This is a genomic window from Streptomyces sp. NBC_01439, assembly GCF_036227605.1.
In the GTDB taxonomy this organism is placed as follows: domain Bacteria; phylum Actinomycetota; class Actinomycetes; order Streptomycetales; family Streptomycetaceae; genus Streptomyces.
In genome coordinates, this window is record NZ_CP109487.1 from 5308341 (window position 1) to 5332775 (window position 24435).

The 24435-nt window shown below is 71.0% G+C and carries 29 protein-coding genes and 1 riboswitch; of the genes, 14 read left to right on the forward strand and 15 right to left on the reverse strand.

The features are described 5' to 3' along the window. Nucleotides 1-9: 9 nt before the first annotated feature. Nucleotides 10-246: a DUF3263 domain-containing protein gene (locus OG207_RS23920; RefSeq protein WP_030031449.1), complete on the forward strand. Its 237-nt coding sequence runs from the start codon at nt 10-12 to the stop codon at nt 244-246. 39 nt (nt 247-285) lie between these two features. After that, a complete protein-coding gene (gene otsB, locus OG207_RS23925; protein ID WP_329100654.1) occupies nt 286-1134 on the forward strand; it encodes a trehalose-phosphatase in 849 nt (282 codons plus the stop codon). Nucleotides 1135-1326: 192 nt separating this feature from the next. Here otsB and OG207_RS23930 read toward each other — a convergent pair whose 3' ends face one another. After that, the gene (locus OG207_RS23930; RefSeq protein ID WP_329100656.1) at nt 1327-2754 is read right to left on the reverse strand and encodes an alpha,alpha-trehalose-phosphate synthase (UDP-forming); all 1428 of its coding nucleotides are present in this window, start codon (nt 2752-2754) and stop codon (nt 1327-1329) included. 46 nt (nt 2755-2800) lie between these two features. Continuing rightward, nucleotides 2801-3751, reverse strand: a complete 951-nt coding sequence (locus tag OG207_RS23935; RefSeq protein WP_329107817.1) for a glucosyl-3-phosphoglycerate synthase — start codon at nt 3749-3751, stop codon at nt 2801-2803. A 184-nt stretch (nt 3752-3935) separates the two neighbouring features. After that, nucleotides 3936-4093, forward strand: a riboswitch (SAM riboswitch). Nucleotides 4094-4110: 17 nt separating this feature from the next. Here OG207_RS23935 and thrC point away from each other — a divergent pair. The 4 genes from thrC (at nt 4111) to groL (ending at nt 8280) form a co-directional block, all read left to right on the forward strand. Beyond that, complete coding sequence (thrC, locus tag OG207_RS23940; protein ID WP_329100658.1) at nt 4111-5385, forward strand: threonine synthase; 1275 nt, start codon at nt 4111-4113, stop codon at nt 5383-5385. Nucleotides 5386-5421: 36 nt separating this feature from the next. Then, complete coding sequence (locus OG207_RS23945) at nt 5422-5700, forward strand: MoaD/ThiS family protein (protein ID WP_329100660.1); 279 nt, start codon at nt 5422-5424, stop codon at nt 5698-5700. 425 nt (nt 5701-6125) lie between these two features. Beyond that, nucleotides 6126-6332, forward strand: a complete 207-nt coding sequence (locus OG207_RS23950; protein ID WP_030009783.1) for a cold-shock protein — start codon at nt 6126-6128, stop codon at nt 6330-6332. A 325-nt stretch (nt 6333-6657) separates the two neighbouring features. Continuing rightward, nucleotides 6658-8280, forward strand: coding sequence for a chaperonin GroEL (gene groL, locus OG207_RS23955; protein WP_329100662.1), 1623 nt, complete (start codon nt 6658-6660; stop codon nt 8278-8280). A gap of 96 nt (nt 8281-8376) precedes the next feature. Here the strand turns inward: groL and OG207_RS23960 are convergent, their stop codons facing one another. Beyond that, nucleotides 8377-8712 carry a helix-turn-helix domain-containing protein gene (locus OG207_RS23960; protein WP_329100664.1) on the reverse strand — a complete coding sequence of 112 codons (336 nt, stop codon included), beginning with the start codon at nt 8710-8712 and terminating at the stop codon, nt 8377-8379. A 39-nt stretch (nt 8713-8751) separates the two neighbouring features. Next, on the reverse strand, nt 8752-9249 hold the full coding sequence (locus OG207_RS23965) for a Uma2 family endonuclease (RefSeq protein WP_329100666.1): 498 nt from the start codon (nt 9247-9249) through the stop codon (nt 8752-8754). 211 nt (nt 9250-9460) lie between these two features. Here OG207_RS23965 and OG207_RS23970 point away from each other — a divergent pair, with 211 nt between their 5' ends. Then, the gene (locus tag OG207_RS23970; RefSeq protein ID WP_329100668.1) at nt 9461-10060 is read left to right on the forward strand and encodes a phosphoribosylanthranilate isomerase; all 600 of its coding nucleotides are present in this window, start codon (nt 9461-9463) and stop codon (nt 10058-10060) included. Between the two features lie 147 nt (nt 10061-10207). Here the strand turns inward: OG207_RS23970 and OG207_RS23975 are convergent, their stop codons facing one another. Next, nucleotides 10208-10531 (reverse strand): Uma2 family endonuclease, encoded by a 324-nt coding sequence (locus OG207_RS23975; RefSeq protein WP_443072729.1) that lies wholly within the window; start codon nt 10529-10531, stop codon nt 10208-10210. Nucleotides 10532-10638: 107 nt separating this feature from the next. On the opposite strand from OG207_RS23975, the gene OG207_RS23980 reads away from it, so the two are divergent. After that, complete coding sequence (locus tag OG207_RS23980; protein ID WP_329100670.1) at nt 10639-12063, forward strand: outer membrane protein assembly factor BamB family protein; 1425 nt, start codon at nt 10639-10641, stop codon at nt 12061-12063. 54 nt (nt 12064-12117) lie between these two features. Here the strand turns inward: OG207_RS23980 and OG207_RS23985 are convergent, their stop codons facing one another. Continuing rightward, the gene (locus tag OG207_RS23985) at nt 12118-12495 is read right to left on the reverse strand and encodes a protease inhibitor I9 family protein (protein ID WP_329100672.1); all 378 of its coding nucleotides are present in this window, start codon (nt 12493-12495) and stop codon (nt 12118-12120) included. Nucleotides 12496-12782: 287 nt separating this feature from the next. On the opposite strand from OG207_RS23985, the gene OG207_RS23990 reads away from it, so the two are divergent. Further along, the gene (locus OG207_RS23990) at nt 12783-13976 is read left to right on the forward strand and encodes a S8 family peptidase (RefSeq protein WP_329100674.1); all 1194 of its coding nucleotides are present in this window, start codon (nt 12783-12785) and stop codon (nt 13974-13976) included. Nucleotides 13977-13994: 18 nt separating this feature from the next. Here OG207_RS23990 and OG207_RS23995 read toward each other — a convergent pair whose 3' ends face one another. Then, nucleotides 13995-14378, reverse strand: coding sequence for a hypothetical protein (locus OG207_RS23995; protein ID WP_329100676.1), 384 nt, complete (start codon nt 14376-14378; stop codon nt 13995-13997). Nucleotides 14379-14423: 45 nt separating this feature from the next. Next, nucleotides 14424-14771 (reverse strand): protease inhibitor I9 family protein, encoded by a 348-nt coding sequence (locus OG207_RS24000; protein ID WP_329100678.1) that lies wholly within the window; start codon nt 14769-14771, stop codon nt 14424-14426. A 365-nt stretch (nt 14772-15136) separates the two neighbouring features. On the opposite strand from OG207_RS24000, the gene OG207_RS24005 reads away from it, so the two are divergent. Beyond that, a complete protein-coding gene (locus OG207_RS24005; protein ID WP_329100680.1) occupies nt 15137-16318 on the forward strand; it encodes a S8 family peptidase in 1182 nt (393 codons plus the stop codon). Nucleotides 16319-16322: 4 nt separating this feature from the next. On the opposite strand, the gene OG207_RS24010 is transcribed toward OG207_RS24005, so the two are convergent. Next, nucleotides 16323-16577: a DUF397 domain-containing protein gene (locus tag OG207_RS24010; protein ID WP_329100682.1), complete on the reverse strand. Its 255-nt coding sequence runs from the start codon at nt 16575-16577 to the stop codon at nt 16323-16325. After that, the gene (locus OG207_RS24015) at nt 16561-17397 is read right to left on the reverse strand and encodes a helix-turn-helix domain-containing protein (protein ID WP_329100684.1); all 837 of its coding nucleotides are present in this window, start codon (nt 17395-17397) and stop codon (nt 16561-16563) included. The genes OG207_RS24010 and OG207_RS24015 overlap by 17 nt, the downstream gene beginning before the upstream one ends. Nucleotides 17398-17513: 116 nt before the next feature. Between OG207_RS24015 and OG207_RS24020 the strand changes: the two genes are divergently transcribed. Both OG207_RS24020 and OG207_RS24025 read left to right on the forward strand, forming a co-directional pair. Next, nucleotides 17514-17735, forward strand: a complete 222-nt coding sequence (locus OG207_RS24020; protein ID WP_329100686.1) for a hypothetical protein — start codon at nt 17514-17516, stop codon at nt 17733-17735. Next, nucleotides 17732-18376, forward strand: a complete 645-nt coding sequence (locus tag OG207_RS24025; protein WP_329100688.1) for a hypothetical protein — start codon at nt 17732-17734, stop codon at nt 18374-18376. The genes OG207_RS24020 and OG207_RS24025 overlap by 4 nt, the downstream gene beginning before the upstream one ends. 20 nt (nt 18377-18396) lie before the next feature. On the opposite strand, the gene OG207_RS24030 is transcribed toward OG207_RS24025, so the two are convergent. Then, on the reverse strand, nt 18397-18597 hold the full coding sequence (locus tag OG207_RS24030; RefSeq protein ID WP_329100690.1) for a hypothetical protein: 201 nt from the start codon (nt 18595-18597) through the stop codon (nt 18397-18399). A 148-nt stretch (nt 18598-18745) separates the two neighbouring features. On the opposite strand from OG207_RS24030, the gene OG207_RS24035 reads away from it, so the two are divergent. Next, nucleotides 18746-20197 carry a hypothetical protein gene (locus tag OG207_RS24035; RefSeq protein ID WP_329100691.1) on the forward strand — a complete coding sequence of 484 codons (1452 nt, stop codon included), beginning with the start codon at nt 18746-18748 and terminating at the stop codon, nt 20195-20197. A gap of 7 nt (nt 20198-20204) precedes the next feature. Here OG207_RS24035 and OG207_RS24040 read toward each other — a convergent pair whose 3' ends face one another. After that, nucleotides 20205-20789, reverse strand: a complete 585-nt coding sequence (locus OG207_RS24040) for a GNAT family N-acetyltransferase (RefSeq protein ID WP_329100693.1) — start codon at nt 20787-20789, stop codon at nt 20205-20207. Between the two features lie 169 nt (nt 20790-20958). Next, nucleotides 20959-21246, reverse strand: a complete 288-nt coding sequence (locus tag OG207_RS24045; protein WP_329100695.1) for an antibiotic biosynthesis monooxygenase — start codon at nt 21244-21246, stop codon at nt 20959-20961. Between the two features lie 100 nt (nt 21247-21346). Here OG207_RS24045 and OG207_RS24050 point away from each other — a divergent pair, with 100 nt between their 5' ends. After that, nucleotides 21347-21916 (forward strand): TetR/AcrR family transcriptional regulator, encoded by a 570-nt coding sequence (locus tag OG207_RS24050; protein WP_329100697.1) that lies wholly within the window; start codon nt 21347-21349, stop codon nt 21914-21916. Here the strand turns inward: OG207_RS24050 and OG207_RS24055 are convergent. Continuing rightward, nucleotides 21913-23466: a PTS transporter subunit EIIC gene (locus tag OG207_RS24055; protein ID WP_329100699.1), complete on the reverse strand. Its 1554-nt coding sequence runs from the start codon at nt 23464-23466 to the stop codon at nt 21913-21915. The genes OG207_RS24050 and OG207_RS24055 overlap by 4 nt on opposite strands. A 28-nt stretch (nt 23467-23494) precedes the next feature. Next, nucleotides 23495-24430 (reverse strand): N-acetylmuramic acid 6-phosphate etherase, encoded by a 936-nt coding sequence (murQ, locus tag OG207_RS24060; RefSeq protein WP_329100701.1) that lies wholly within the window; start codon nt 24428-24430, stop codon nt 23495-23497. Between the last annotated feature and the right edge of the window lie 5 nt (nt 24431-24435).

Below are 24435 nucleotides of genomic sequence, written 5' to 3' on the forward strand. Positions count from 1 at the left end.
TCTGGCGGTATGACGGACGAGGGGCAGCTGACGGCCACGGAGGCCGCGGTGCTCGCGTACGAGGGACGCACCTGGCCCGGGCCCGGAGCCAAGGAACGGGCCATCCGGGAAGGGCTGGGGATGACCCCCGTCCGCTACTACCAGTTGCTCAATGCACTGATGGACGACCCGCGGGCCCTGGCGCACGCCCCGGGCACGGTGAACCGGCTGCGCAGGATCCGAGAGGCCCAGCGAGCCCGGCGATAGCCGTAGCCGTGGCACCGCCCGGCCGTTAGGGTCGTGCGTATGGGGAGTCATCCGCACGACCTGCCGATGCCCGTCACCGCAGCCGGACGCGAGGGACTCGAAGCCCTGCTCCGCGCACCCCGCCGGTCCGTGGTCGCCCTGGACTTCGACGGCACCCTCGCCGACATCGTCCCGGACCCGGACCAGGCCCGAGCCCACCCCGGAGCCGTCCCGGCCCTGTCCGCACTCGCCCCCGAGGTCGACTCGGTGGCGGTGATCACCGGACGGCCGGCGGGCGTCGCCGTCCGCTACGGGGGCTTCGCCGGCGTCCCCGGCCTGCAGCACCTGGTCGTCCTCGGCCACTACGGAGCCGAACGGTGGGACGCGGTCAGCGGCATCGTCCACGCGCCCGCCGAGCACCCCGGGGTGGCGGCGGTCCGGGCGGAGCTGCCCGGGTTCCTGGATTCCATCGGGGCCTGGCGCGGCACCTGGATCGAGGAGAAGGGCCGGGCACTGGCCGTGCACACCCGCCGGGCGGCGGACCCGGCGGCGGCCTTCGCGGCGCTGCGGGAGCCGCTGGCGGAGCTCGCGGCGCGGCACGGGCTGATGGTCGAGCCGGGGCGTGCGGTGCTGGAACTGAGGCCCCCCGGCATGGACAAGGGCGTCGCCCTGACCGAGTTCCTGGCGGAGCGGGACGCGGAGGCAGTGCTGTACGCGGGCGACGACCTGGGTGACCTGGCGGCGTTCTCGGCCGTGGAGAAGGGCCGGGCCGACGGCCTGCCGGGGCTGCTGGTGTGCAGTGGCTCCGCGGAGGTGCCGGAGCTCGCCGCCCGGGCCGACCTGGTCCTCCCGGGCCCGGGCCCGGTCGCCGCCTTCCTGGCCGCCCTGGCCGAAGCCATCCGAAGCTGAAGTTCAGCCCCTCCGGCGTTTGAGGAGCGGGGTCCGGGGCGGAGCCCCGGCAGCGGCGCCGTGGTCGGGGGCCAGCCCCCGAACCCCCGCGCCTCAAACGCCGGCGGGGCTGGATGGTGCGCCTCAAACGCCGGCGGGGCTGGATTTTCCAGCCGTCCGGCGTTTGAGGACCGGGTCCGGGCAGAGCCCGGTTCAGGCAAGGGCCGAGAGCTGGGCCTCGAACCAGGCCGCCGGTGGGAGGGCCGTCGCCGCTGCCGCGAGGCGTTTGGTGCGTTCCGCGCGCTCAGCCGCCGGCATGGACAGCGCCACGTGCAGGGCCACGGCCGTTTCCGTCACGTCGTACGGGTTCACCTTCAGCGCGTCCTGGCGGAGCTCCTCGTACGCCCCCGCCCCCGTGGACAGCACCAGCGCGCACCCCGCCTCCGACACCACCGGGATCTCCTTCGCCACCAGGTTCATCCCGTCCCGCACCGGGTTCACCAGCGCCACGTCCGCCAGCCGGTACGCCGCCAGCGAGCGTTCGAAGTCGTCCTTCACCGACACCAGCACCGGCTGCCACTCCGCCGTACCGAACTCCGCGTTGATCTCCGCCGCCAGATCCCGCACCGACTGCGTGTAGTCCCGGTACACCCTCAGGTCCTGCCGCGACGGGTACGCCGACGCCAGGTGGACCACTCGGCCCCGCCATTCGGGGAAGTGGGTCAGGAGCTCCCGGTAGGCCAGCAGGCCGCGCAGGATGTTCTTCGACAGTTCCGTGCGGTCCACGCGGACGATCGTCTTCAGGTCTCCGACCTCGGCCCGCAGCTGCGCCAGTTTGTCGTCGACCCCGGGCCGGTGCGCCAGTTCCCGCAGCTCGGCGTCGTCCACTCCGAGGGGATACCTGGACACCCGCGTGAACCGTTTCTCGGCGCCGCTCTTCTTGTGCCTCACACCGGCCGGCTTCTCGCCCCTCGCGATGCCGCTCGCGTCGTCGATGTCCGCGCCGTCGATGAAGCCGTTCGCCCACTTCGAGGTGTGGAAGCCCAGCAGGTCCGCCCCCAGCATCCCCCACACCAGCTCCTTGCGGACGGTGTCCGGGAGCATGTCCATGAAGGGCGCCGACGCCCACGGCGTGTGCGTGAAGTGCGCGATCTTCAGATCCGGCCGCAGCTCGCGCAACTGCCCCGGAACCAGCGCCAGGTGGTAGTCCTGCACCAGAACGCGGGCGCCCTCCGCCGCCTCGTCCGCGAGGGCTTGCGCGAAGGCCCGGTTGTAGCGCCGGTACGACCCCCACCGCCGGTGGAACTCGGCGTCGAAGACCGGTTCGCGCGGGATGTCGTAGAGGTGGTGATGTGTGAACCACAGCACAGAATTGGCGATTCCGTTGTACGCGTCGTCATACATCGTGGGATCGATATCCAACATCCGGACGCCCGGCTCGGACGCGCCCCGGCGGACCGCTTCCCGGTCCGCGTCCGACAGCGCCGCGCAGATCCACAGCGCCTCCGGCTGCTCGGCGAGGGCCGTGGAGAGTCCGGAGACGAGACCGCCCCCGCCGCGCCGGGCGCTGAGCGTCCCGTCCTCGGCGAGCGCGTAGGAGAGGGGGCCGCGGTTCGCGGCGACGAGCACCTGGGAAGCCATGCCGCCAACCTAGCCCGGCCCGCACCCGCTCAAACCGTACGTTCGCTCACGCCACGCGACGCAGTGCGTACTCCTCGATGCCCGCCATCGGCGGTCGCTCCTCCGTGTCCACCGGGTACGTCCGCGGCCGGAAGCCCTCCGGCCCGCGCTCGAACTGCGTGAGTTCCGGTCGTACGAGGTGCCCGCGCGAGAGCCGGACCTGGGCGGTGCGGTAGATCGCCGCGGCCATCCGGCCCAGCGCCTGCCCGTCCTGGTGGCGGTGGAGCCGTACGCCCACGTCCACCTGGGCCAGCGCGTCCAGCCCGACCGTGTGCAGCGCGTCGACCAGCAGGCCCAGCTCGACGCCGTAGCCGACGGGGAACGGCAGCTGCTCCAGCAGGGAGCGGCGTACGGCGTACTCGCCGCCCAGCGGCTGCACGAAGCCGGCCAGCTGCGGCCAGTGGAGGTTGAGGAGCGGGCGGGCGACCAGCTCGGTGACCCGGCCGCCCTGGCCCGGGGTGTCCCCCAGCGGCCGGTCGTACATCGCCTTGACGAACTGCACGTCGGGGTCGGTCAGCAGCGGGCCGACGATGCCGGAGACGAAGGCGGCGGAGAAGTCCCGCAGGTCGGCGTCGACGAAGCAGACGACGTCCCCGTCGGTGGCCAGCAGCGAGCGCCACAGCACCTCGCCCTTCCCGGGCAGTGCCGGCACGCGGGGCAGGATCTCGTCGCGGTGCACCACCCGGGCCCCAGCCTTCGCCGCGACCTCCGCGGTCCGGTCGGCGGAGCCCGAGTCGATGACGACCAGCTCGTCCACCAGGGGGAACGGGAGTCCCTCGATCAGCTCACGCCGGATGACCTCGACGATCGCGCCGACCGTCGCCTCTTCGTCCAGCGCGGGCAGCACCACGCTGACCGTGGTCCCGGCCGCCCGTTTCCGGTCGAGCAGCTGGTCGAGCGGTCGGTCGGCGGCGGACCAGGAGCGGTCGGCCAGCCATCGCTCCACCTCTTCCAGCACCCTCAGCACTCCCTGCGTGTCGGCGATATTCGCCCTTATGTGATCCATCTCGCGGTTCGGACGCCTGTCTCAGTCGCGCGAGCCTTCGGTTACAGTCTTGAACAACGCGAAGGACCACCGCATGCCGGGGGTCCCGCGCACAAACGCACCGGCGCGCCATAGAGCGCGTGTGCCGGTGCCATACCGCTCATCCAGAGGGGCAGAGGGACACGGCCCGTTGAAGCCCCGGCAACCCTCCAGTCGGTTCTCGCGATCGCGCGTCAGCGCTCGTCAGCGAGGTCCCCGGCTAGGGAAGGTGCCAATTCCGTCTCATGGCGAAGTGCGCCATGGGGAAGATGAGGAGAAAGGGCCTCGCCATCATGGCTGCACAGACTGTCGCCACCTCTGTTGATCTCGGACCCGCCACCGGCCTTTCCTGTCGCGAGTGCGGTACCCGTTTCGAGCTCGGCCCCATCTTCGCGTGCGCCGAATGCTTCGGACCGCTGGAAGTCGCCTACGACCTGCCGACCGGCGACCCCGAGGCCCTGCGCGCCGCGATCGAGGCCGGTCCCAACAACATCTGGCGCTACGCGCCGCTGCTGCCCGTCCCCGCGGACGTGGCGTCCAAGCCCAGCCTGAACCCCGGCTTCACCAAGCTCGTGGACGCGGCCAACCTGGCCAAGGAGCTGGGCATCACCGGCAAGCTCTACGTCAAGGACGACTCCGGCAACCCGACGCACTCCTTCAAGGACCGCGTCGTGGCCATCGCCGTCGAGGCCGCCCGCGCCTTCGGCTTCACCACCCTGTCCTGCTCCTCGACCGGCAACCTGGCCGGCGCCGTCGGCGCCGCGGCCGCCCGGGCCGGCTTCCGCTCCTGCGTGTTCATCCCGCACGACCTGGAGCAGGGCAAGGTCGTCATGGCCGGTGTGTACGGCGGTGACCTGGTCGGCATCGAGGGCAACTACGACGACGTCAACCGCTTCTGCTCCGAGCTCATCGGCGATCCGCTGGGCGAGGGCTGGGGCTTCGTCAACGTCAACCTGCGTCCGTACTACGGCGAGGGCTCCAAGACCCTCGCCTACGAGATCTGCGAGCAGCTCGGCTGGCAGCTGCCCGACCAGATCGTGATCCCGATCGCGTCCGGCTCGCAGCTGACGAAGATCGACAAGGGTCTGCAGGAGCTCATCAAGCTCGGCCTCGTCGAGGACAAGCCGTACAAGATCTTCGGCGCCCAGGCCGAGGGCTGCTCCCCGGTGTCCACCGCCTTCAAGGCCGGTCACGACGTGGTCCGCCCGCAGAAGCCGAACACCATCGCGAAGTCCCTCGCGATCGGCAACCCGGCGGACGGCCCGTACGTCCTGGACATCGCCCGCCGCACCGGCGGTTTCGTCGAGGACGTCAACGACGAGCAGGTCGTCGAGGCCATCAAGCTCCTCGCGCAGACCGAGGGCATCTTCGCCGAGACCGCGGGCGGCGTGACCGTCGGCGTGACGAAGAAGCTCATCGAGGGCGGGCAGCTCGACCCGACGCTCACCACCGTCGTCCTCAACACCGGTGACGGCCTCAAGACCCTGGAGGCGGTGGCCGCGGACAGCGGGCAGACCGCCACCATCCGCCCGAGCCTGGACGCGTTCCGCGCCGCCGGCCTCGCCTGATCCTCTTCCTCCTGCACCCGGAAAGGCAGTAGCGCCATGAGCGTCAACGTCCGCATCCCCACCATCCTGCGCACCTACACCGGCGGCGTCTCCGAGGTCCCGGCCGAGGGCGCGACCCTCGCCGAGGTCATCGAGTCCCTGGAGAAGAACCACCCGGGCATCGCCGCGCGGGTCCTGGACGACCAGGGCAAGCTGCGCCGCTTCGTGAACGTCTACGTCAACGACGACGACGTGCGCTTCGAGGGCGGGCTGCAGGCGGCGACGCCGGACGGCGCCGGCGTCTCGATCATTCCGGCCGTCGCCGGCGGTTGCTGATTCCCCGGATCCCCACCGGATCCCCCCGGTCACCGCTCCGGTGACACGCGCAAAACGAAATTGCCCCCTCCGCTAAAGCGGAGGGGGCAATTCTGCTTGATTGGGCACGGTAGGGTTGGGGAAGTCCCCTCCGCTGTTCTTGCCCCCTGCATATGAACGGGCCGCGCAAGGGTCGACATCGAGCCAACATGCGAGTGCGGTATGGGGCTTTGGCGAGATATGTCAGGCCCGAGTTGCCCGGGAGTATGGCAAATTTTCACTCTATTTCAATGTTTCTCGGTGTCTAGATTTCTCATCGGATTGACCTGTTGCAGACAGCATCCGCGCAGATACATTCAGCCTCGGTCGACGCGTTCCGACGCAAGTTCTGACCCGGGATCGTGAAGTGCGTTCCTGCGCAAGGGCCAGTAATAGGGGAGTTAGGCATGGCTCAGGGCACCGTCAAGTGGTTCAACGCGGAGAAGGGCTACGGCTTCATCGCGGTCGACGGTGGTGCGGATGTGTTCGTCCACTACAGCGCCATCCAGATGGACGGGTACCGCACCCTTGAAGAGGGTCAGCGGGTCGAGTTCGAGATCTCGCAGGGCCAGAAGGGTCCGCAGGCGGACATGGTCAAGCTCGCACTCGGCTAGTCCTGGAGCGATCGACCACCGACGCACGGTCTTCAGTGAAGACCTGGAACACACACGAGGGGCCCACATCCTGGACACGGGATGGGGGCCCCTCGTGGTGTGCCCGGTAGTGGCCCGGTAACAGCGCAAGCCGCTTGCACTCGGAGGGGTCGAGTGCTAATCATTGGCGTTAGCACTCTCCGGTTGAGAGTGCTACTGAACGAGGACCGGGTCGGTGAGGCCCGCAGGGTCCGGCGGGAAGGAACCGTCGGGCACGCAGGCCGTCCGTCGCGGGCGCGGGCGCGGTCCAGGAGCAATCCACCGCTGTCCGGGAGGACCACTTCAGATGGCCAAGATCATTGCGTTCGACGAGGAGGCCCGCCGCGGCCTCGAGCGTGGGATGAACCAGCTCGCCGACGCCGTCAAGGTCACCCTTGGCCCCAAGGGTCGCAACGTCGTCCTTGAGAAGAAGTGGGGCGCCCCCACGATCACCAACGATGGTGTTTCCATCGCCAAGGAGATCGAGCTCGAGGACCCGTACGAGAAGATCGGCGCCGAGCTGGTCAAGGAAGTCGCCAAGAAGACGGACGACGTCGCCGGCGACGGTACGACCACCGCCACCGTTCTCGCCCAGGCGCTCGTCCGCGAGGGCCTGCGCAACGTGGCCGCGGGTGCGAACCCGATGGCCCTCAAGCGCGGTATCGAGAAGGCCGTCGAGGCCGTCTCCGCCGCCCTGCTCGCCCAGGCGAAGGATGTCGAGACCAAGGAGCAGATCGCTTCTACGGCCTCCATCTCCGCCGCCGACACCCAGATCGGCGAGCTCATCGCCGAGGCCATGGACAAGGTCGGCAAGGAAGGCGTCATCACCGTCGAGGAGTCCCAGACCTTCGGTCTGGAGCTGGAGCTCACCGAGGGCATGCGCTTCGACAAGGGCTACATCTCGGCGTACTTCGCCACCGACATGGAGCGCATGGAGTCGTCCCTCGACGACCCGTACATCCTGATCGTCAACTCCAAGATCGGCTCGGTCAAGGACCTGCTGCCGCTCCTGGAGAAGGTCATGCAGTCCGGCAAGCCGCTGCTGATCATCGCCGAGGACGTCGAGGGCGAGGCGCTCTCCACCCTCGTCGTCAACAAGATCCGCGGCACCTTCAAGTCCGTCGCCGTCAAGGCCCCGGGCTTCGGTGACCGTCGCAAGGCCATGCTCGGTGACATCGCCATCCTTACGGGCGGCACGGTCATCTCCGAGGAGGTCGGCCTCAAGCTGGAGAACGCCGGTCTCGACCTGCTCGGCCGCGCCCGCAAGGTCGTCATCACCAAGGACGAGACCACCATCGTCGACGGTGCCGGTGACAGCGACCAGGTCCAGGGCCGCGTGAACCAGATCCGCGCCGAGATCGAGAACTCCGACTCGGACTACGACCGCGAGAAGCTCCAGGAGCGCCTCGCGAAGCTGGCCGGCGGCGTGGCCGTCATCAAGGCCGGTGCCGCGACCGAGGTCGAGCTCAAGGAGCGCAAGCACCGCATCGAGGACGCCGTTCGCAACGCGAAGGCGGCCGTCGAGGAGGGCATCGTCGCCGGTGGTGGCGTGGCCCTGCTGCAGGCCTCCGCGGTCTTCGAGAAGCTGGAGCTCGAGGGTGACGAGGCGACCGGCGCCAACGCCGTGAAGCTCGCCCTGGAGGCCCCGCTCAAGCAGATCGCCGTCAACGGTGGTCTCGAGGGTGGCGTCGTCGTCGAGAAGGTGCGCAACCTGCCGATCGGTCACGGCCTGAACGCCGCGTCCGGCGAGTACGTCGACATGATCGCCGAGGGCATCATCGACCCGGCGAAGGTCACGCGCTCCGCGCTGCAGAACGCCGCGTCGATCGCCGCGCTGTTCCTGACGACCGAGGCCGTCATCGCCGACAAGCCCGAGAAGGCCGGTGCCCCCGCGGGCGGCGGCATGCCGGGCGGTGACATGGACTTCTGATCGACCCCGGCTCCGGCCACTGGTTGATCGGCTGTTCTCGAACGAGGGCGGCACCCCCACGGGGGTGCCGCCCTCGGGCGTTTCCCGGACGGGGTCTCAGGCGGCGGGGTGTGCGATGAAGGTGACCTCTTCGCGGTCTTCGTCGAGGGCGATGGTCAGACCCGCGTCCAAGGCGTGAGCGAGGCGGCGCAGTAGCGGCAGCGTGGGCACCGCGTCGGCGCCCTCCACCCGGGAGACCTTCGCCTGCGTGAGCCCGGCCCGCTCGGCCAACTGGGCCTGGGACAGGCCCAGCGCCTTGCGCCGCTCGTAGACGGCCTTGGCGAACGCCATGGCCAGCCGGATCTCAGCTCGCTCGGCCCGCACCTCGGCCGACTCGACGTACCCCTGTGCGGCCGTCTTCTCGCGGGTCAGCTTCCAGCGGGTGTGGTTCATGACGGGCCCCTTTCGTCCGGGATCCGGCGTTCCGGCCGGTCAGAAGCCGGTGGTGTCGATCGCGAAGTCGAACGGTTCCGGGACGTGCAGGGGCTCGCTGAAGGACACCGTCGTACGGGAGCGGTACCCGTGCGGGGAGGGGTCCCAGAAGCAGGTGATCTCCGAGTCCTGCATGTCGACGACCAGGTAGACCGGTACGAGGCGTCCGTAGACGTCGAGCTTCTCGTTCCAGTCGGCGTCCTTGGTCGACAGGGAGGTGAACTCGGCGACCAGCGACAAGGCCGCCCCGTCCGCGTGGCGGCCCTCTTCGCCGAAAGAGGCCTCGTCCGCGACGAAGAGGTCGGGGCCGTAGGCGCGCTCCGCTGTCGGGAAGCTGAAGAGGAAGGGCGACGTCTCGGCGAAGTGCCCCTTGGGCGCGTGCGCCTCGATCTGCTTGCGAAGCGCGCGCATGGGACGCAGGTAGCGCAGCGCGGAAAACGGCGACACGACGATCTTCCCCCGGATGAGCTCGGCCTTGAAGCCGTCTGGCGTGTCCATCTCCTCGACGGTGCGCAGGAGTGTTTCGAACGTTGGCGGCGACAGAGTCCCTATGGGTGTGGCCCGTTCGATCATGGTCGTCACCGTCGTCCTCCGGGGCGTGCCGTGCCGTGGGTGTGTGCCTCGTCCCAGGCTAGCGACGGCGGGGCCGCCGTGCCCGGCCTATGGGACGTGCCACCCGTGGATGCGGCGGGTTTGGTTGACTGGTCGCATGAGCGATCTCTTCGTCAAGATCTGCGGACTCAAGACCGCGCACGACGTCGACGTGGCCGTGGCCGCCGGGGCGGACGCCGTCGGGTTCGTCTTCGCGCCCGGGAGCCCGCGGACCGTGGACGCCGCCACCGCGCGGGAGCTCGCCGCACGGGTGCCCGCCGGGGTGCTCACCGTGGGCGTCTTCCGGGGGCAGTCGGTGGCGGAAGTGCGGCGGTTCGCCGAGGAGAGCGGTGTGCGGGGCGTGCAGCTGCACGGCGAGGAGGGGCCCGAGGACTTCGCGGCGCTGCGGGCCGAGGGCCGGACCCTGCTGCGGGCCACCGCCGAGCGCGTGGAGTGCTGCGGTGAGTACGGCGAGGACCTGCTGTTGCTGGACGCGCCCGACCCGGGCTCCGGCAAGCCGTGGAACTGGGGTGCGGCGGACTTCGCCGCGCCCGAGGGGCGCTGGCTGCTCGCCGGCGGGCTGAACCCGGGCAACGTGGGGGAGGCGCTCGCGGCCACCGGGGCGTGGGGCGTGGACGTGTCCAGCGGGGTGGAGCGCGAGCGCGGCGTGAAGGACCCCGACCTGATCCGCGCCTTCATCGCGGCGGCCCGCGCCTAGTTTTCCGTATCGATCGTTACGGAAATCGTGCCCTCCGGGCGGGGCTCGGCAGCCCCGGCTCCGCCGCCGCGCGCCGGGTGACCGGGCGCGTGGTCGACGCCACCGGGGGCTCCGCGCTCTGACCGCCTACCCGGCACCGGGTCGGCGTCACCGGGCGAACTCCTTGAGGGGTTCGGTGTCGAGGGTGATGTCCACCGGGGCGGGGACCGTGACGGAGGCCCCGTCCGGGAGGGAGGGGCTGTCGCGGTACGAGCCGTCTTCGGGATCGCTGTGGACCGTCAGCGTGCAGCTTTCCCGGTCGATGAGCAGGTGGACCGGGATCCCGGCCGCCGCGTACCCGTCCCGCTTCTCCTTCCGGTCCCGCCGGTCGGTGTCCGCGTCGTGGGAGGTCGCCTCCAGGACCATCAGCACGCCCTTCGGGTCGGCCCACTCGCCTCCGTCCGGTACGAACGGGGCACAGGCTAGGGGCATATGCGCGCCCTGACGTCGTCTTTGGGGAGGCTTCCCCCGATCGGATGGGGCCCGGTCGGGAACGGCGGCGGCCGGTCGATAGGGTCCCACTCGGGGGGATCATGGAAATGGAACGACCGCGACCGGTGCGGCTCTTGGGACACCTCGCATGTGCTGCCGCCGCAGCGTTCGCGGCGGTGGCGGCCCTGTACCTGGTCCTCCTGGCGAAGCTGGTGCTCGCCGACGCCCCCGTCCGCGTGTGCGGGATCGACAGCTGCCCGCGCGGCACGGGCGTCCTCGCGCTCCTCGCCCCGCTGTGCGCCGCCGCCGCGTGGCTGCTGTGGCGCACACCGAGGAAGCGCGGCCACGGCCGCCCCCCGGTGTACGTCCGCGTGATCGCAGGCTGCGTGGCGCTGGCCGCGCTGGGGCCCGGCTGGTCGGGCTTCGAGCAGGTGCGCGGCCCGCAGCTGGACCTGTCCGGGTGGCAGCAGCCGGTGCATCCGGCGGCGGCCCCGGTCGGCGTCTGGGCGCTCGCGCCCGGAAGGCTCGTACGGGCCCGCACGGACGGGCTCGTCGCCTACAACGGGGAGGGCCGCAGGGGTTGGCGGCTGCCCGCCCCGGAGCGCACGCCGCTCTGCGCGCTCAGCCGGACGATCTCGTCGGGCACCGGCCTCCTCGCGTACGGGGAGAGCGTGGGCACGTGCGGCTCGCAGGTCGTCGCCGTGGACCTGGTCGAGGGCCGGGTCCGCTGGACCCGGGACACCGGCCGGGCCCTGGTGGCCGCGGCGGGCCCGAGCGCCGTCGTGGCGGACCGGGACACGGTGACCGGCCTCGACCTGCGCGGCGGCCAGGAGCTCTGGCGGGTCCCGGTCCCGGCCGACTGCACGGTGAAGGCCGTCGACGGCTCGGACCAACGCGCCCTCTACGTGGAGGAGTGCGGCGACGCCGCCCGGATCACGGCCGTCGACGCCCGTACGGGGACCCGCGTCTGGCAGAGCGCGCTGCCGACGGCGAGCCGGCTGCGCGAGGTGCGGGTGTTGTCCGCCGTCCCGCCGGTCCTGCGCGTCACGGAGACCGCCGAGAAGGGCATGGACGGGGTGCTGCTGCTAGACGACACGGGCCGTGTGCGGGGCTCGATACCCGCCTCGGGTCCGGACGGGGACCTGCTGTCCGAGCCGTCGCCGGTGCTGACCGGAGACCTGCTGGTCACCGCGGTGAAGCAGGGGGAGGGGAACGGCGTGTCCGCCTACTCCCTCACCGACGGCCGGCTGCTGTGGCACGCGGGCGTCGGCGACGACGAGGTCCACGGGCTGGCCCCGACCGGCCCGGGCGAGGTCGGCGTGGTGACCTCGGACCGCTGGTGGACGTACCTCACCCACCGCGGCCTGGGCGACGGCGGGCGCAGGGCGGTCCCCACGGTCCTGCGCGACCTGCCCCTGGGCGAGCGGTTCGCGTTCTATCCCGGGCCGCCCGGCTCGTACGTCTTCGTCAACCTGGACCGCAAGGGCCTGCTGCCGCCCCTCTTCGACATCGACCCGGTCTTCGGCTGGTGACGGTCGGCGCGTACCGAGCGCGGCGCGGCCGTACGCGCACGACCCGCCCCCCGGTCACGCGTCCGAGAGCCCCCACCTCCCGTACTGGCCGTTGCCGAAGGCGCCGTCCCCGGTGGCCCGGCCGTCCGCCTCGACGTACTCGACGTCGGGCATCTCGCGCAGGGCCTCGACCTGTTCGGGGCTGAGCCGGGCGGAGAAGCCGTGCAGGACGGCGCGGTAGATGTGCATCGGGGTGGCGCCGACCCGGTCCGCCACCTCGGCCGGGTCGCTGTCTTCCCGCACGGTGACGATGTACGTGGCGTGGTCGGCGGCGGGGGCCGTGTGCGGTACGGGTTCCCGCACCTCGGCGGTGGCCGCGGCGACGGGCAGGGCGGCGACGGCGGCCAGTACGGCGACGGCCACGGGCAGGGCTCGGCTCAGGCGGATGCGCATGGCCCGAGGCCATCACGGGCGGCGGGACCGGTCAACGACGCCCGCGGGTGTGGCGGGGGCACGGGCGGCGCACCGGCCGTGCGCTCCCTGGTCCGGGGGCGGGCCGTACGGGTGATCTGGCCGCGTCGACGCGCCCACCCGACGGACAACCAGGTGAGCCGGTGATTCAACCCGCCGAGAGGTGGCACCGATGGAGCTGGGGGCCGCCCTCGCAGGAGCACCCGGTGCCGTCCGTGAGGGCGGCGGCTCCCCCGTGCCTTCCCGCCACCCGTCAGGGAGTTCCTTCCATGCGCCTGCTCGCCCGCCTGGCCGCCGCCGCCCTCCTCACCGTCCCCCCGGTCGCCGCTGGTACGGCCTCCGCCGCGGCCCCGGAGCCGACCCCGGCGCCGCTGAAGACCGCCGCCAACCCGGTGCCCGGCGAGTACATCGTGACGTTGGAGAAGGGGGTGGACGCGGCCGGGGCCGCGCAGGAGCTGGGCCTGGAGCCCTCGTTCGTCTACACCTCGGCGCTCAACGGCTTCGCCGTCCCGCTGACCCCGCTCCAGCTGACGACCGTCCGCAACAGCCCGGGGGTGGCCTCGGTGGAGGAGGACGCGACGGTCCGGCCCGTCCCGCGGCCGAGCACCGTGACCGGCACCCGGGTCCCGGCGAACTCGTGGGGCCTGGACCGGATCGACCAGGAGAAGCTGCCGCTGGACAACGACTTCACCGTCGCGGGCGACGGCGCCGGCGTGACCGCCTACATCCTCGACACCGGCATCGACTACCAGCACAGCGAGTTCGGCGGGCCGGCCGGCACCCGTGCCGCCTTCGGCTTCGACGCCGTCGACGGCGGGCGCGACGGCCAGGACTGCAACGGCCACGGCACGCACGTCGCGGGCACGGTCGCCGGACAGACGTACGGAGTGGCGCGCCGGGCCAACGTGGTCAGCGTCCGCGTTCTCAGCTGCGACGGCACGGGCACCTTCTCCGGGATCATCGCGGGCCTGGACTGGGTGGCCAGGAACGCCCGGCAGCCGGCGGTCCTGAACGTCTCCTTGGGCGGGGACAGGTCCGAAGCGGTGAACAACTCCGCCAACGCGGTCACCGACGCGGGTGTGCTGCCGATCGTGGCGGCGGGCAACTCCGCGAAGGACGCCTGCCTGGTCTCCCCGGCCTCCGCGCCGAAGGCCTTCACGGTGGCGGCGAGCGACCGGTCCGACGAGGAGAGCTCCTTCTCCAACCACGGCGAGTGCGTCTCCCTCTACGCGCCGGGCGAGGACATCGTCTCCGCCCAGCTCGACGGCGGCAGCATCTCCCACAGCGGCACCTCGATGGCCGCGCCGCACGTGACCGGTGTCGCGGCCCTCTACAAGGCCGCGAACCCGACGGCGGCTCCGCAAGCCGTCGCCGATTTCCTCAAGGACAGGTCCACCAAGGACGTCCTGAGCGGTGTCAGCCCGCTCACCCCGAACCGCCTGCTCTTCACCGGCGGGCTCTGATCCGGGCCCGCGCCCGGCTCACGCCCCCGCCGCGCGGAACCGGGCGAGGAGAGCGGCGGCCTGCGGGGCGTCCGCGTCGAAGAACTGTTTGGCGAGGGCGGGCGGGACGGCCGGTCCGTGCATGCGCACCTCGTGGCAGCTGAAGCAGAACGCGGCCTCCATCAGGACCGGTTCGAGGGAGTCGTCGTAGGCGCGCACGCTCCATCCGGGTGCGAAGCCGCACCGGTGCTGCCCGCTGCCGGGCAGGGTCCCGATGAGCGCGAGGGCGTCGGTCACCTCGTCCCCCGACCAGTGGGCGACCGGCCTGCCCGGGTACGGGGCGCCCGCCTCGGTCGGGAGGGCGGATATCCGTACCACCTCGATCAACGCGGTACCGGTCACGACTTCGGTGGGCAGTTGCATGAACCCAGTCTCCCCGGCCCCCTGTCGGGCCGGGGAGTCCGGGCCTCAGAAGCCGGTGCCGGTGCCGGTGCCGAAGCCGGTGGCCCCCCTGTCCTCCTCCACGGTCTCGACGTCCGGCATCTCGCGCAGGGCCTCGACCTGGGCGGGGCTGAGCCGGGCGGAGAAGCCGTGCAGGACGGTGCGGTAGACGTGGACCGGGGTGACGCCGACGCGCTCGGCCACCTCGGCCGGGTCGACGCCCTCCCGCACGGTGACGACGTACGTGGCGTGGTCGGCGGGGGCCGTGTGCGGTACGGGTTCCGGCACGTCGGTGGTGGCCGCGGGCGCGGGCGTGGCGACGGCGGCCAGTGCGGTGACGGCCGCGGGCAGGACTCGCTTCAGGCGGTTGCGCATGGTCCGAGGCGATCACGGGCGGCGGGGCCGGTCAACGACGCCCGGGGGTGTGGCGGATGCACGGCGGGCACCGGCCGCGCGCTCCCTGATGTGGGGGGCGGACGTACGGGTGAATCTCGCACGAGTTTCCGGGGGTGGGGCGGAGCGGGCTGCGGCCCGGGCGGCGCAAGGGACTAACCCTTTCTGCAGCGTACGCGACAGGCCATGTCGACGTGGCGATCGGACGATCGGCCAGGTGGCGGCGGAGGTTCAAGCCGCGCCGAGGAGGTGCCCGATGCAAAGGGGGGCCGCACCCGCGGAGGACTCCAGATCGCGGGGGCGGCTCTTCCACGCCGACCTTCCAAGCACGTCAGGGAGCTCCTTCCATGCGTCTGCTCGCACGTCTGGCCACCGCTGTCCTCCTCACCGTCACTCCCGTCGCGGCCGGTACGGCCTCCGCCGCGGCCCCGGAGCCGACCCCGGCGCCGCTCCACACGTCCGCGAACGCCATCTCGGGCAGCTACATCGTCAGCCTCGACAAGAAGGTGGCCCCGGCGGCGTTCGCGAAGCGGCTGGGCCTGACGGCGAAGTTCACCTACACCAAGACGATCAACGGCTTCGCGGCGTCCCTCACGGCGGAGCAGCTGAAGACCGTCCGTGGGACGGCCGGTGTGGCGTCCGTGACGCAGGATGCGACGGTGACCGTGCCGCCGACCCCCGTGAAGGGGGTCGGGACCAAGTCGCCCTCCAACTCCTGGGGCCTGGACCGCATCGACCAGCGGTTCCTGCCGCTGGACGGCAACTTCAGCGCCAACCGCAGTGGGCAGGGCGTGACGGCGTACATCGTCGACAGCGGCATCGACTACCGGCACCCCGACTTCGAGGGCCGTGCACGGCCGGGCTTCGACGCGATCGGGGGCGGCCTCAACGGCGGGGACTGCAACGGCCACGGCACGCACGTCGCGGGCACGGTCGGCGGTTCGACCTTCGGCGTGGCGCGCAAGGTGACCCTGGTCAGCGTCCGGGTCCTCGGCTGTGACAACCGGGGTTCCTGGGCGGGCATCATCGCGGGCTTCGACTGGGTGGCCAACAACATCCGGCAGCCGGCCGTCCTGAACGCCTCGCTGGGCGGCGGCCGGCTCGAAGCGGTCAACGCGGCCGCGACCGCCGTGTCCGACCGGGGCGTGCTGCCGGTCATCGCGGCGGGCAACGACAACATCGACGCCTGCCGGGTCTCGCCCGCCTCCGCCGAGCGCGTGGTGACGGTCGGCGCGACGAACCGCTTCGACGAGGAGACCGACTTCTCGAACTGGGGCACCTGCCTGGACCTCTACGCCCCCGGCAAGGACATCATCTCGGCGCGTCTGGGCGGCGGCAGCGTGGCCCTGGACGGTACGTCCATGGCCGCGCCGCACGTCACCGGTGTGGCCGCGCTCTACAAGTCGGAGCACCCGAACGCGCTGCCGGCGGAGGTGACGGACTTCCTGGACGAGGTGTCCACGAAGGACATCGTCCAGAACCTCAGCGCCGACAGCCCGAACAAGCTGCTGTTCACCGACGGTCTCTGACCGCTCAGAGCGACCCGACGAACCGGGCCCAGGCCTGCGCGTGGAACACCACGTGCGGGCCTTCGGGCTGCTTGGAGTCCCTCACGGGGACGAGGTGGGGGTGGCCGTCGGCCACTTCGAGGCAGTCGCCGCCAGTGCCGTCGCTGTGGGTGGACTTCCGCCAAGTGGCCATCTCCAGGCAGTTGCCGCCGCTGCCGTCGCTGTAGCTGGACTTCAGCCACGTGGCTGCTGACAGGTCGTACTCAGGCGTGCTGGTCATGTTCGTAATCCTCCGCCACGGACTCGATCAAAGCCAGCGATTCGCTGGGTGACAGCGCGCCGGCCGTGAGGAGATCGTAGGTCAGCGAATGGCGTGCCACGGTTGCCGGATCGTCCAGAAGCACCCCTATGGCGTTGCCTTGGACATACGCCAGAGGAGGAGCGTCCTCAAAGGTCATCAGCTTCAGGGTGCCGCCCATGGACGAATGTGCTCCTGCACTGAACGGCAGTACCTGCACGAAGATCCGGCGTGCACGGATCAGGGTTGTGATGTGACGTAGGACCTCGGCCATCACTGCCCGGCTGCCGACGACTCGTCGAAGAGCTGATTCGTCGAGTACACACCAGAACAACGGGGTTGTTGGATCACTGAGGACACCGGCCCGGTCCAGCCGGTTCTGCACCAGCTCGGAGATGACCTCCTCGGTGGCCGTTGGCTGGTAGGCGATGAAGACAGCCCGGGCGTATGCCTTCGTCTGGAGCATCCCGGGCAGCGCCAAGGGCGCGTACTCCCGGATCGTCTTCGCTTCCGCTTCCGCTTCAGCAGCCTCCGCGAAGTGGTTCGGGTACTTCGACTTGGCCAGTGCCCCGCAGTTGCGGGCGAAGAAGCCGTCCGTGCCGAGGATCTCGTCGATCTGTTTGGCGTATTCGAGGTGCATGCGACGCGTGCCCGATTCGAGCTGGCCGATGAACGCGCCGCTGACGAAGAGCCGTTCGCCGAGTTCGGCCTGGCTCATGCCCGCGCGTTCGCGCGCCACGCGCAGTTCCGCGCCCAGGAGGGCGCGGGGTGAGGAGGAGGGATCGAGGTTCTTTCGTGGCATGGCAACTCCCTGAGCAACATGTCCGGTTGTTGAGGGGCCCTCACTTGAAAGGCTAGTGAGCACATCGCCACTCTGTGTGAAGAAGTTGGATACTCAGAGTGGAAAGGTGACATGTCATGGTGCTCTCCCCACAGGAGCGCATGCAGGCGGCCGAGGAGGCCGTCCAGCAGCTGCGGAACTCGCTCGCCGGGGTCGGGGTGCTGTTCCCCTCGCTGGACGTGGACCGGGTCTCCGCCGCCGGCACGTACGGCCTGCCGCTGGTCGACCTCGGCCGCTGCAACCTCGACACCGCGCTCCGGCTGGCCGCCGTATTGCACGAGCGGGCGGCGGGCGCGTGAGCGGGTCCGTGGAGGCGGTGAACTTCGCCTTCGAACTCGGCTGGAAGCTGCGCGGGTTGGAGACGGCCCTCGCCGCCGGCGCGTGGAGGCGTGGAGGCATGGGACTGTCCGTGCGCGTGGAGGGCGAAGAGTGCGGCACGCTCTGGACGGCCGTCGGGGACGACGGGGAGCGGCGGGAGTCGCGGACGGCCGCCACGGCGGACGAGGCGACCGCGCTGGTACAGGAGGCCTTCGGGCTGACCGCGTGGCGCCCCAAGCCGCCTCCGCCGCCAGGCTGGCATCGGTTCACCCTGATCCACTGCCCGGTGGGGGAGCAGCCGAGCTACGAGCGCATCGAGGCGCGGCCGCCGCAGGGGTGCGTGGTCGAGTACGTCGGCGGGTACTTCGGGCTGCGCTGCGAGCGGCCGGGGGCGCGGCTACTGGACGCCGTCGCCGAGACCTGCCGGGAGGTCCGGACGGAGCACGGGCTGCTCATGTCCGACCTCGGCATCGAGAAGCTGTGGGAGTGGTCGCAGGACGGCACGGACGGCTGGGGTGCCGAGATCGTGGGCCAGTTGCTGCTGATGGCCGCCGAGCGCGGGCCGAAGCTCGGTTACGGGGTCGATGACCTGGTGTCGTTCTTGCGTACTGCCGCGGGCTGAGCCGTATTCGCCAGCCGTATTCAGCTGGTGATGCGTTCGCCGTCGTAGGAGCCGCCCACGCAGTTGTAGACGCCGGTGGCGGAGTCGTACTCCACGGTTCCGTGGTGGGCTTCGCACGTCGGTCCGGGGACCGTCGGTACGGCGCCCTGTGCAAGGGGGGCCGAGGCGCCGAAGACGGCCAGTGCGAGGGCGGCGGTGACCGCGAGAATTCGGGTGCGCATGGGATTCCTCCGGGGTCGAGCAACTTCAACGCATCGACACCAGCCTCCCTCTGCGGTGGGTCGTGCGCACCCTGGCCGGGGCGCACGAGGGGGCGCACAAGGGGGCGCTCGAGGGGCGCCGCTCGCGGTCGAGCGGCAGGCTGGTGTTATGGCGAATGCGCCCGAGGTATCTGTGGGACCGCCTGGAGACCTCGGCTTGCGGCCGGTTTCGGTCGGCGGCAGGCGGGTCGGCAAGGCCGGCTCCCTCAAGGAACTCCGAAAGATCCTGGACCGTGCCGGCGTGGAACCGGGGCACGAGATCCACTGGATCGGCGGAGACCACACTGTCTGGCCGGACGTGGCGTGGGTGCGGCGAACCATTTGCTTCTTCATGGTCGTCGGCCTCCTCGCGACGGCGTGTCCGCTCTTCCGGATCGGCATGTCGGACAGCGGCGATGCCCTCTCGTACGCCGGACGGATCGCGGGACTCACCATCCTCGCCGTGTCCATGGTGGAGGTGGCGGCCGCCCTGGCCGCCATCGACTACTGGACCAAGCGTCGGTGGCGTTACTCGGGAGTGGTCGTTCTGGTCGGAGTCGTGATCTCCCTCCTCTGCAGCATCGCCCTGCTCCTGCTGCAGATCGGCGAGCGGTTCACCGGTTACACCATGGTCGGGATAGCCCTCTGTGTCTGGTCCTCGGTGGCCCTGTTCGGACTTATCAAAGCCGGGGCGTGGAAGGGGCTCCGCGTTCCCAGGAAGGTTGCGATCGGGTTGATAATTTCCACCCTCCTCGCCACCGCCAACCTTGCGTATTCGCAGATCTATGTTCCCTTCGTGACGATGCCGCTGATCCAGAGTGGGGCCGAGTTCAAGGAGTCGAACATGGAGAAGGGGTCGCAGCGGGTGTATGTGACGGTGCGTCTCTTCGTGAGGAACGCCGGCCAAGTGCCCGTCTACGTCCTCGGCAGCATCTACTGGGTCCACGGCGTGCCTGCGAACAGCAAGTTCGACGCCAAGCCTGGCGCGACCGACTTGATTTACGATGGCGAGTTCGTCTCGCCGGTCGGCCGCGTACTGCATCCAGGGGAAGAGATCGCCCAGGACGCGGTCATCGAGATAGACGGCGCGGTTCCTCACAAGTACGAAGCGGTCAGGGCCCGGACCGAGGTATACGTGATCAGGAAAGACAGAATGAGGCTGACCGCGGCATACGAGCGCTCCATGAAGACGGCGAAGGAGCTCAAGGAGGACTGCCAGCCGGGGGATCCGACCGATGCGAAGTACCGGTACCGGACCGGGATCTCGAACAGCAGCGAAGTCCTGAACGTGACCCGCGGCCCACAGCGCATCACCCTGTGGAGGACCGGCGGCAAGAATCCGCACGTCATCGTGGACGTGTCGCCACCGGATGAACGGATCCCCTTCGACCCGCGAAACCCCAGCAACAACGAAGAGAAGGCCGGTGACCGGTACGGTCTCTCGCAGGTGCGCGGCTCTACGGCGGAGACGCCCTACACGGAGCTCCTGGAAAAGGCCAGCGCCATCGAAAAGGGCGCGACCCCGCCCGCGACCGCGACCCCGACTCCGACCCCGTTCCAGCCCCCGCCCCAGCCTTGGTGACTCCCCCTCACGCCGGGGCGTCGGTGCGCAGGCGGGCGTGCAGGTGTTCGTCGTGCCAGCCGTCCGCGTGCAGGAGGGCGCCGCGCATGGTGCCCTCCAGGGGGAAGCCGGCCTTCGTCGCGATGGCGCAGGAGGCCGGGTTCGCCACGGAGTGGGTGATCCGGATCCGGTGCAGGCCGAGGTCCTCGAACGCCCAGCGGCTGACGCGTTCCGTGGCCGCCACCATGGCCCCGCGGCCGCGCCCGGCGGGCAGCAGCCAGTACAGGATCTCGCCGCTGCCGCCCGCCAGGTCGAGGTCGCCGATGCCGATGAGCCCGACGGCCGGGCCGCCGGTGGCGACGGCCCAGATCGCGGCTTCCTCGTCCTGCCAGCGGGCGTGCCAGTGGGCGATCCGCTCCTCGGCCTCGGCCGGAGTGAGGAGGGCGGGTCGGTTCCAGTGCCGGATGTCCGGGTCGAGGCAGGACTCGACGAGCGCGGGGACGTCGTGGAGCGCCCAGGGGCGCAGCAGCAGGCCGCCCGGCAGCTCGAGCTCAGGCTGCGGCAGGGCGCGCATCCGGCCGGCGGGGACCACGGGAGGTATGGAGTTGATCATCTCCGCATCATGCCCGTGCCCGCATCGCGAAGGACCCGCGGCGCGCATGCGCATGCGCAGGACGAGCGCGTAGGGCGAGTCCGGGGCGGGACCTGATGGACCGCGGGGCGATCCGGACCCCCCACCCAACGGATGCGGCGAAGCCGAGTGCTGATCCTTCGCGGTGCTCCTACCGCGACTCGAGGAAGTGAACCTCGCGGGGCCTGACCTCCAGGTCGCTCAGGCCGTCGGGCGTCGCGCCCAACCCGCGGGCAAGGCCGGCCGTCGCCCGGAAGGCGCCCTCGGACTCGAACGCGCCGGTGGTGACGACGGCGGCGCCGTCCGGGGTGACCCAGACCCCGACGGACAGGAAGCCCGGCTGTTGCCGTAGCGCCTCGGCGACCCGGTGGCACTTGGCGACGAACGCATCGACGTGCTCGGGGGCCGGGTAGTGGAAGGCAACGAAACCGAATGACATGACGGTGTCCTCTCTCGCGTTATACGATGCCGTACAACGCGAGGCTAGACCTGTTGTACGGCTTCGTACAACAGGTTCGACAGGGTGAGGTGGGCCACAGATGGGCGCATTGCGCACACCGCGCGAGAAGTGGGTCGAGGAGGGACTGCGGGCGCTGGCCGCGGGCGGTGCGGAGGCCGTGCGGGTCGAGGCGCTCGCCAAGGCGTTGGGGGTGACCAAGGGCGGCTTCTACGGGTACTTCGCCGACCGCGACGCACTACTGGCCGAGATGCTGGACACCTGGGAGCGCGAGAGCGTGGACGATGTGATCGACCAGGTCGAGCGGGAGGGCGGCGACGCGCGGGACAAGGTCCGCCTGGCGGGGCGGCTCACCTTCTCCAGCGACCGCCTGCTGCCCATCGATCTGGCCGTCCGCGACTGGGCCCGCCGCGACCACACCGTCGCGGAGCGCCTGCGCCGCGTGGACAACAAGCGCATTCAGTTGGCGCGCGACGCGATCGGCACCTTCTGCGACGACCCCGACGAGGTCGAGGCCCGCGCTCTGCTCGCCTTCTGCATGGCCATCGGTAGCCACTTCCTCGCTGCCGACCACCCCGGCACCACCCGCGACCCGGTCATCGCCCGTGCTGCCGACATCATCCTCGACCTAGGCGTCGCCACACCCGCTTAGGCGGGGACCCGTTCCTTCGGGGGCGTTCCGGTGGTGGCCGTGGCGGCGTTCGGGTCCTGGTCTGCGTCCGGGTCGGTGTCGAGGTCGGTCAGCATCTGGCGGGTGAAGCCGAAGAAGTAGGTGGCGACGAAGCCCACCAGGTAGCCGACCAGCAGGCCGCCCGCGTAGATCGCGAGGGTGGTGCCCGCACTGGACTTGCCGTCGAGCAGCGGGAACAGGGCCCAGCCCGAGGGGCCGATGGCGCTGGAGCCGAAGGCGACGCCCAGTTGGTGGAAGAGGCCGACGAAGGCGCCGCCGGCCGCGCCGCCGATGCAGGCGGTGACGAAGGGGCGGCCCAGCGGCAGGGAGACGCCGTAGATCAGCGGTTCGCCGACGCCCAGGAAACCGGCCGGGAGCGCGGACTTGATGGTGGCGCGGAGCGAGCCGTTGCGCGGGAGCCGGTAGTAGACGGCGATGGCCGCGCCGACCTGGCCCGCGCCCGCCATGGCGAGGATGGGCAGCAGGACGGTGTAGCCGTCCTGCTCGATGAGGGTGGTGTGGAGGGGGATCAGGGCCTGGTGCAGGCCGAGCATCACGAGGGGGAGGAAGAGGCCGCCCAGGACCAGGCCCGCGAAGGCGCCGCCGGTGGCGAGGAGCCAGTTCGCGAAGGTGCCGATGGCGGCGGAGGCCTCACCGGCGAGGTACATGAGGCCGAAGAGGGTCACGAGGCCCGAGATCAGCACGGTGAGCGTGGGTGTGACGAGGACGTCCAGGGTCTCCGGTACCCACCTGCGGCACCACTTCTCCACGTACACGGCGAGGAGGGCGGCGGCGAGCGCGCCGAGGACGCCGCCCTGGCCGGGCTTGAGCTCCAGGCCGAAGGCGTCGATCTTCGCGACGCCCGGGAAGACGATGATCGCGGCGACCGCGCCGCCCAGGACCGGCGTACCGCCGAACTCCTTGGCCGTGTTGTAGCCGACGAAGACCGCGATCAGGGACATGAAGCCGGAGGCGATGGCGGCGAGGGCGGGCACGACGGCGGGCACCCGGCCGAGGTTCGTCAGCAGGCCGTTCAGGCCGGCGATGATGCCGCAGCCGATCAGCGCCGGGATCAGCGGGACGAAGACGTTCGCGATCCGGCGCAGGAACAGCTTGAAGGGCGTGGCGTTGCGCGCCTTCTGGGCCTTTTTCAGTGCTGCGCCCTGAGCGGCGAGGTCGTCCGCGGTGATCGTGCGTGCGGGCGGGGCCGCCGGGGCTGCAGGGGCCGCAGGGGAAGGGGCGGTCGGGGCGGTCGGTGAGGGGGCTGCCGAGCGGGCTTCCGCTACGAGCGCCTCGAACTCCGGGGTCACGCGGGCGACGGTGCCCGGGCCCAGCACGATCTGGTAAGTGTCGTCCTCGACCACGCCGAGCACCGCGGGCAGGGCGCGCAGGGCCCCGTCCTGGACCAGCGAGCGGTCGCGCAGCGAGATGCGCAGGCGGGTCATGCAGTGCGAGATCGAGGTGATGTTGTCCGGGCCGCCGACCAGCGGAAGGATCGCGGCGGCGGTGGCGCGGTTCTTGTCAGTGGACATGTGGGATCGCCTTGGTTCGGGGGCGGGGTCAGCGGGTGTGGGCGGGGGCGAGTTCGAGGGCGGCGCGCAGGTGGCCCTGCGAGGCCGCGAGCAGGGCGGCGGCCGTGGGGCCGTCGACTCCGCCGAGGACGACGAGCACCGCGTTCTTCACCTCGCCGCCGGTGGCGGTCAGCGCGGCCTCGATCTCCGCGTCGGGTGCGCCGGTGGCCAGCGCCACGATGCGGCGGGCGCGGGCGTGCAGCTTCTCGTTCGAGGACCGCATGTCGACCATCAGGTTCCCGTACGTCTTCCCGAGGCGGATCATCGTGATGGTCGAGATGAGGTTGAGGACGAGCTTCTGCGCGGTGCCGGCCTTCAGGCGGGTGGATCCGGTGAGGAGTTCGGGGCCGACGACGACCTCGATGCCGTGGTCGGCGGCGGCGGCGAGGGCGGATCCGGCGTTGCAGGAGAGCCCGACGGTGAGCGCGCCGCGGGTACGGGCGAACTCGACGGCGCCGATCGCGTACGGGGTGCGGCCGGAGGCGGAGATGCCGACGACGGTGTCGTGCGGCCCGATCTCCAGCGCGGTGAGGTCCTCGGCGGCCAGCTCCTTCGAGTCCTCGGCCCCCTCGACGGCCTTGACCATGGCGGACGGGCCGCCCGCGATCAGACCGACGACGTCGGCCGGGTCGGTGTTGAAGGTGGGCGGGCACTCGCTGGCGTCCAGGACGCCCATCCGGCCGGCCGTGCCGGCGCCCGCGTAGACCAGCCGCCCGCCCCGGGCCATCCGCTCGGCGATCGCGTCGACGGCGGCGGCGATGTGCGGGAGCCGTGCGGCGACGGCGGCCGGGACGGTGGCGTCCTCGGCGTTCATGGTGCGGGCGATGTCGAGGGTGGACAGCCGGTCGATCTCGGCGAGGTCCTGGCGGAAGGCCTCGGTGGTGAGGGTGTCCAGCTGGGCGCGGAGTTCTTCGTAGGCGGTCATGTGAC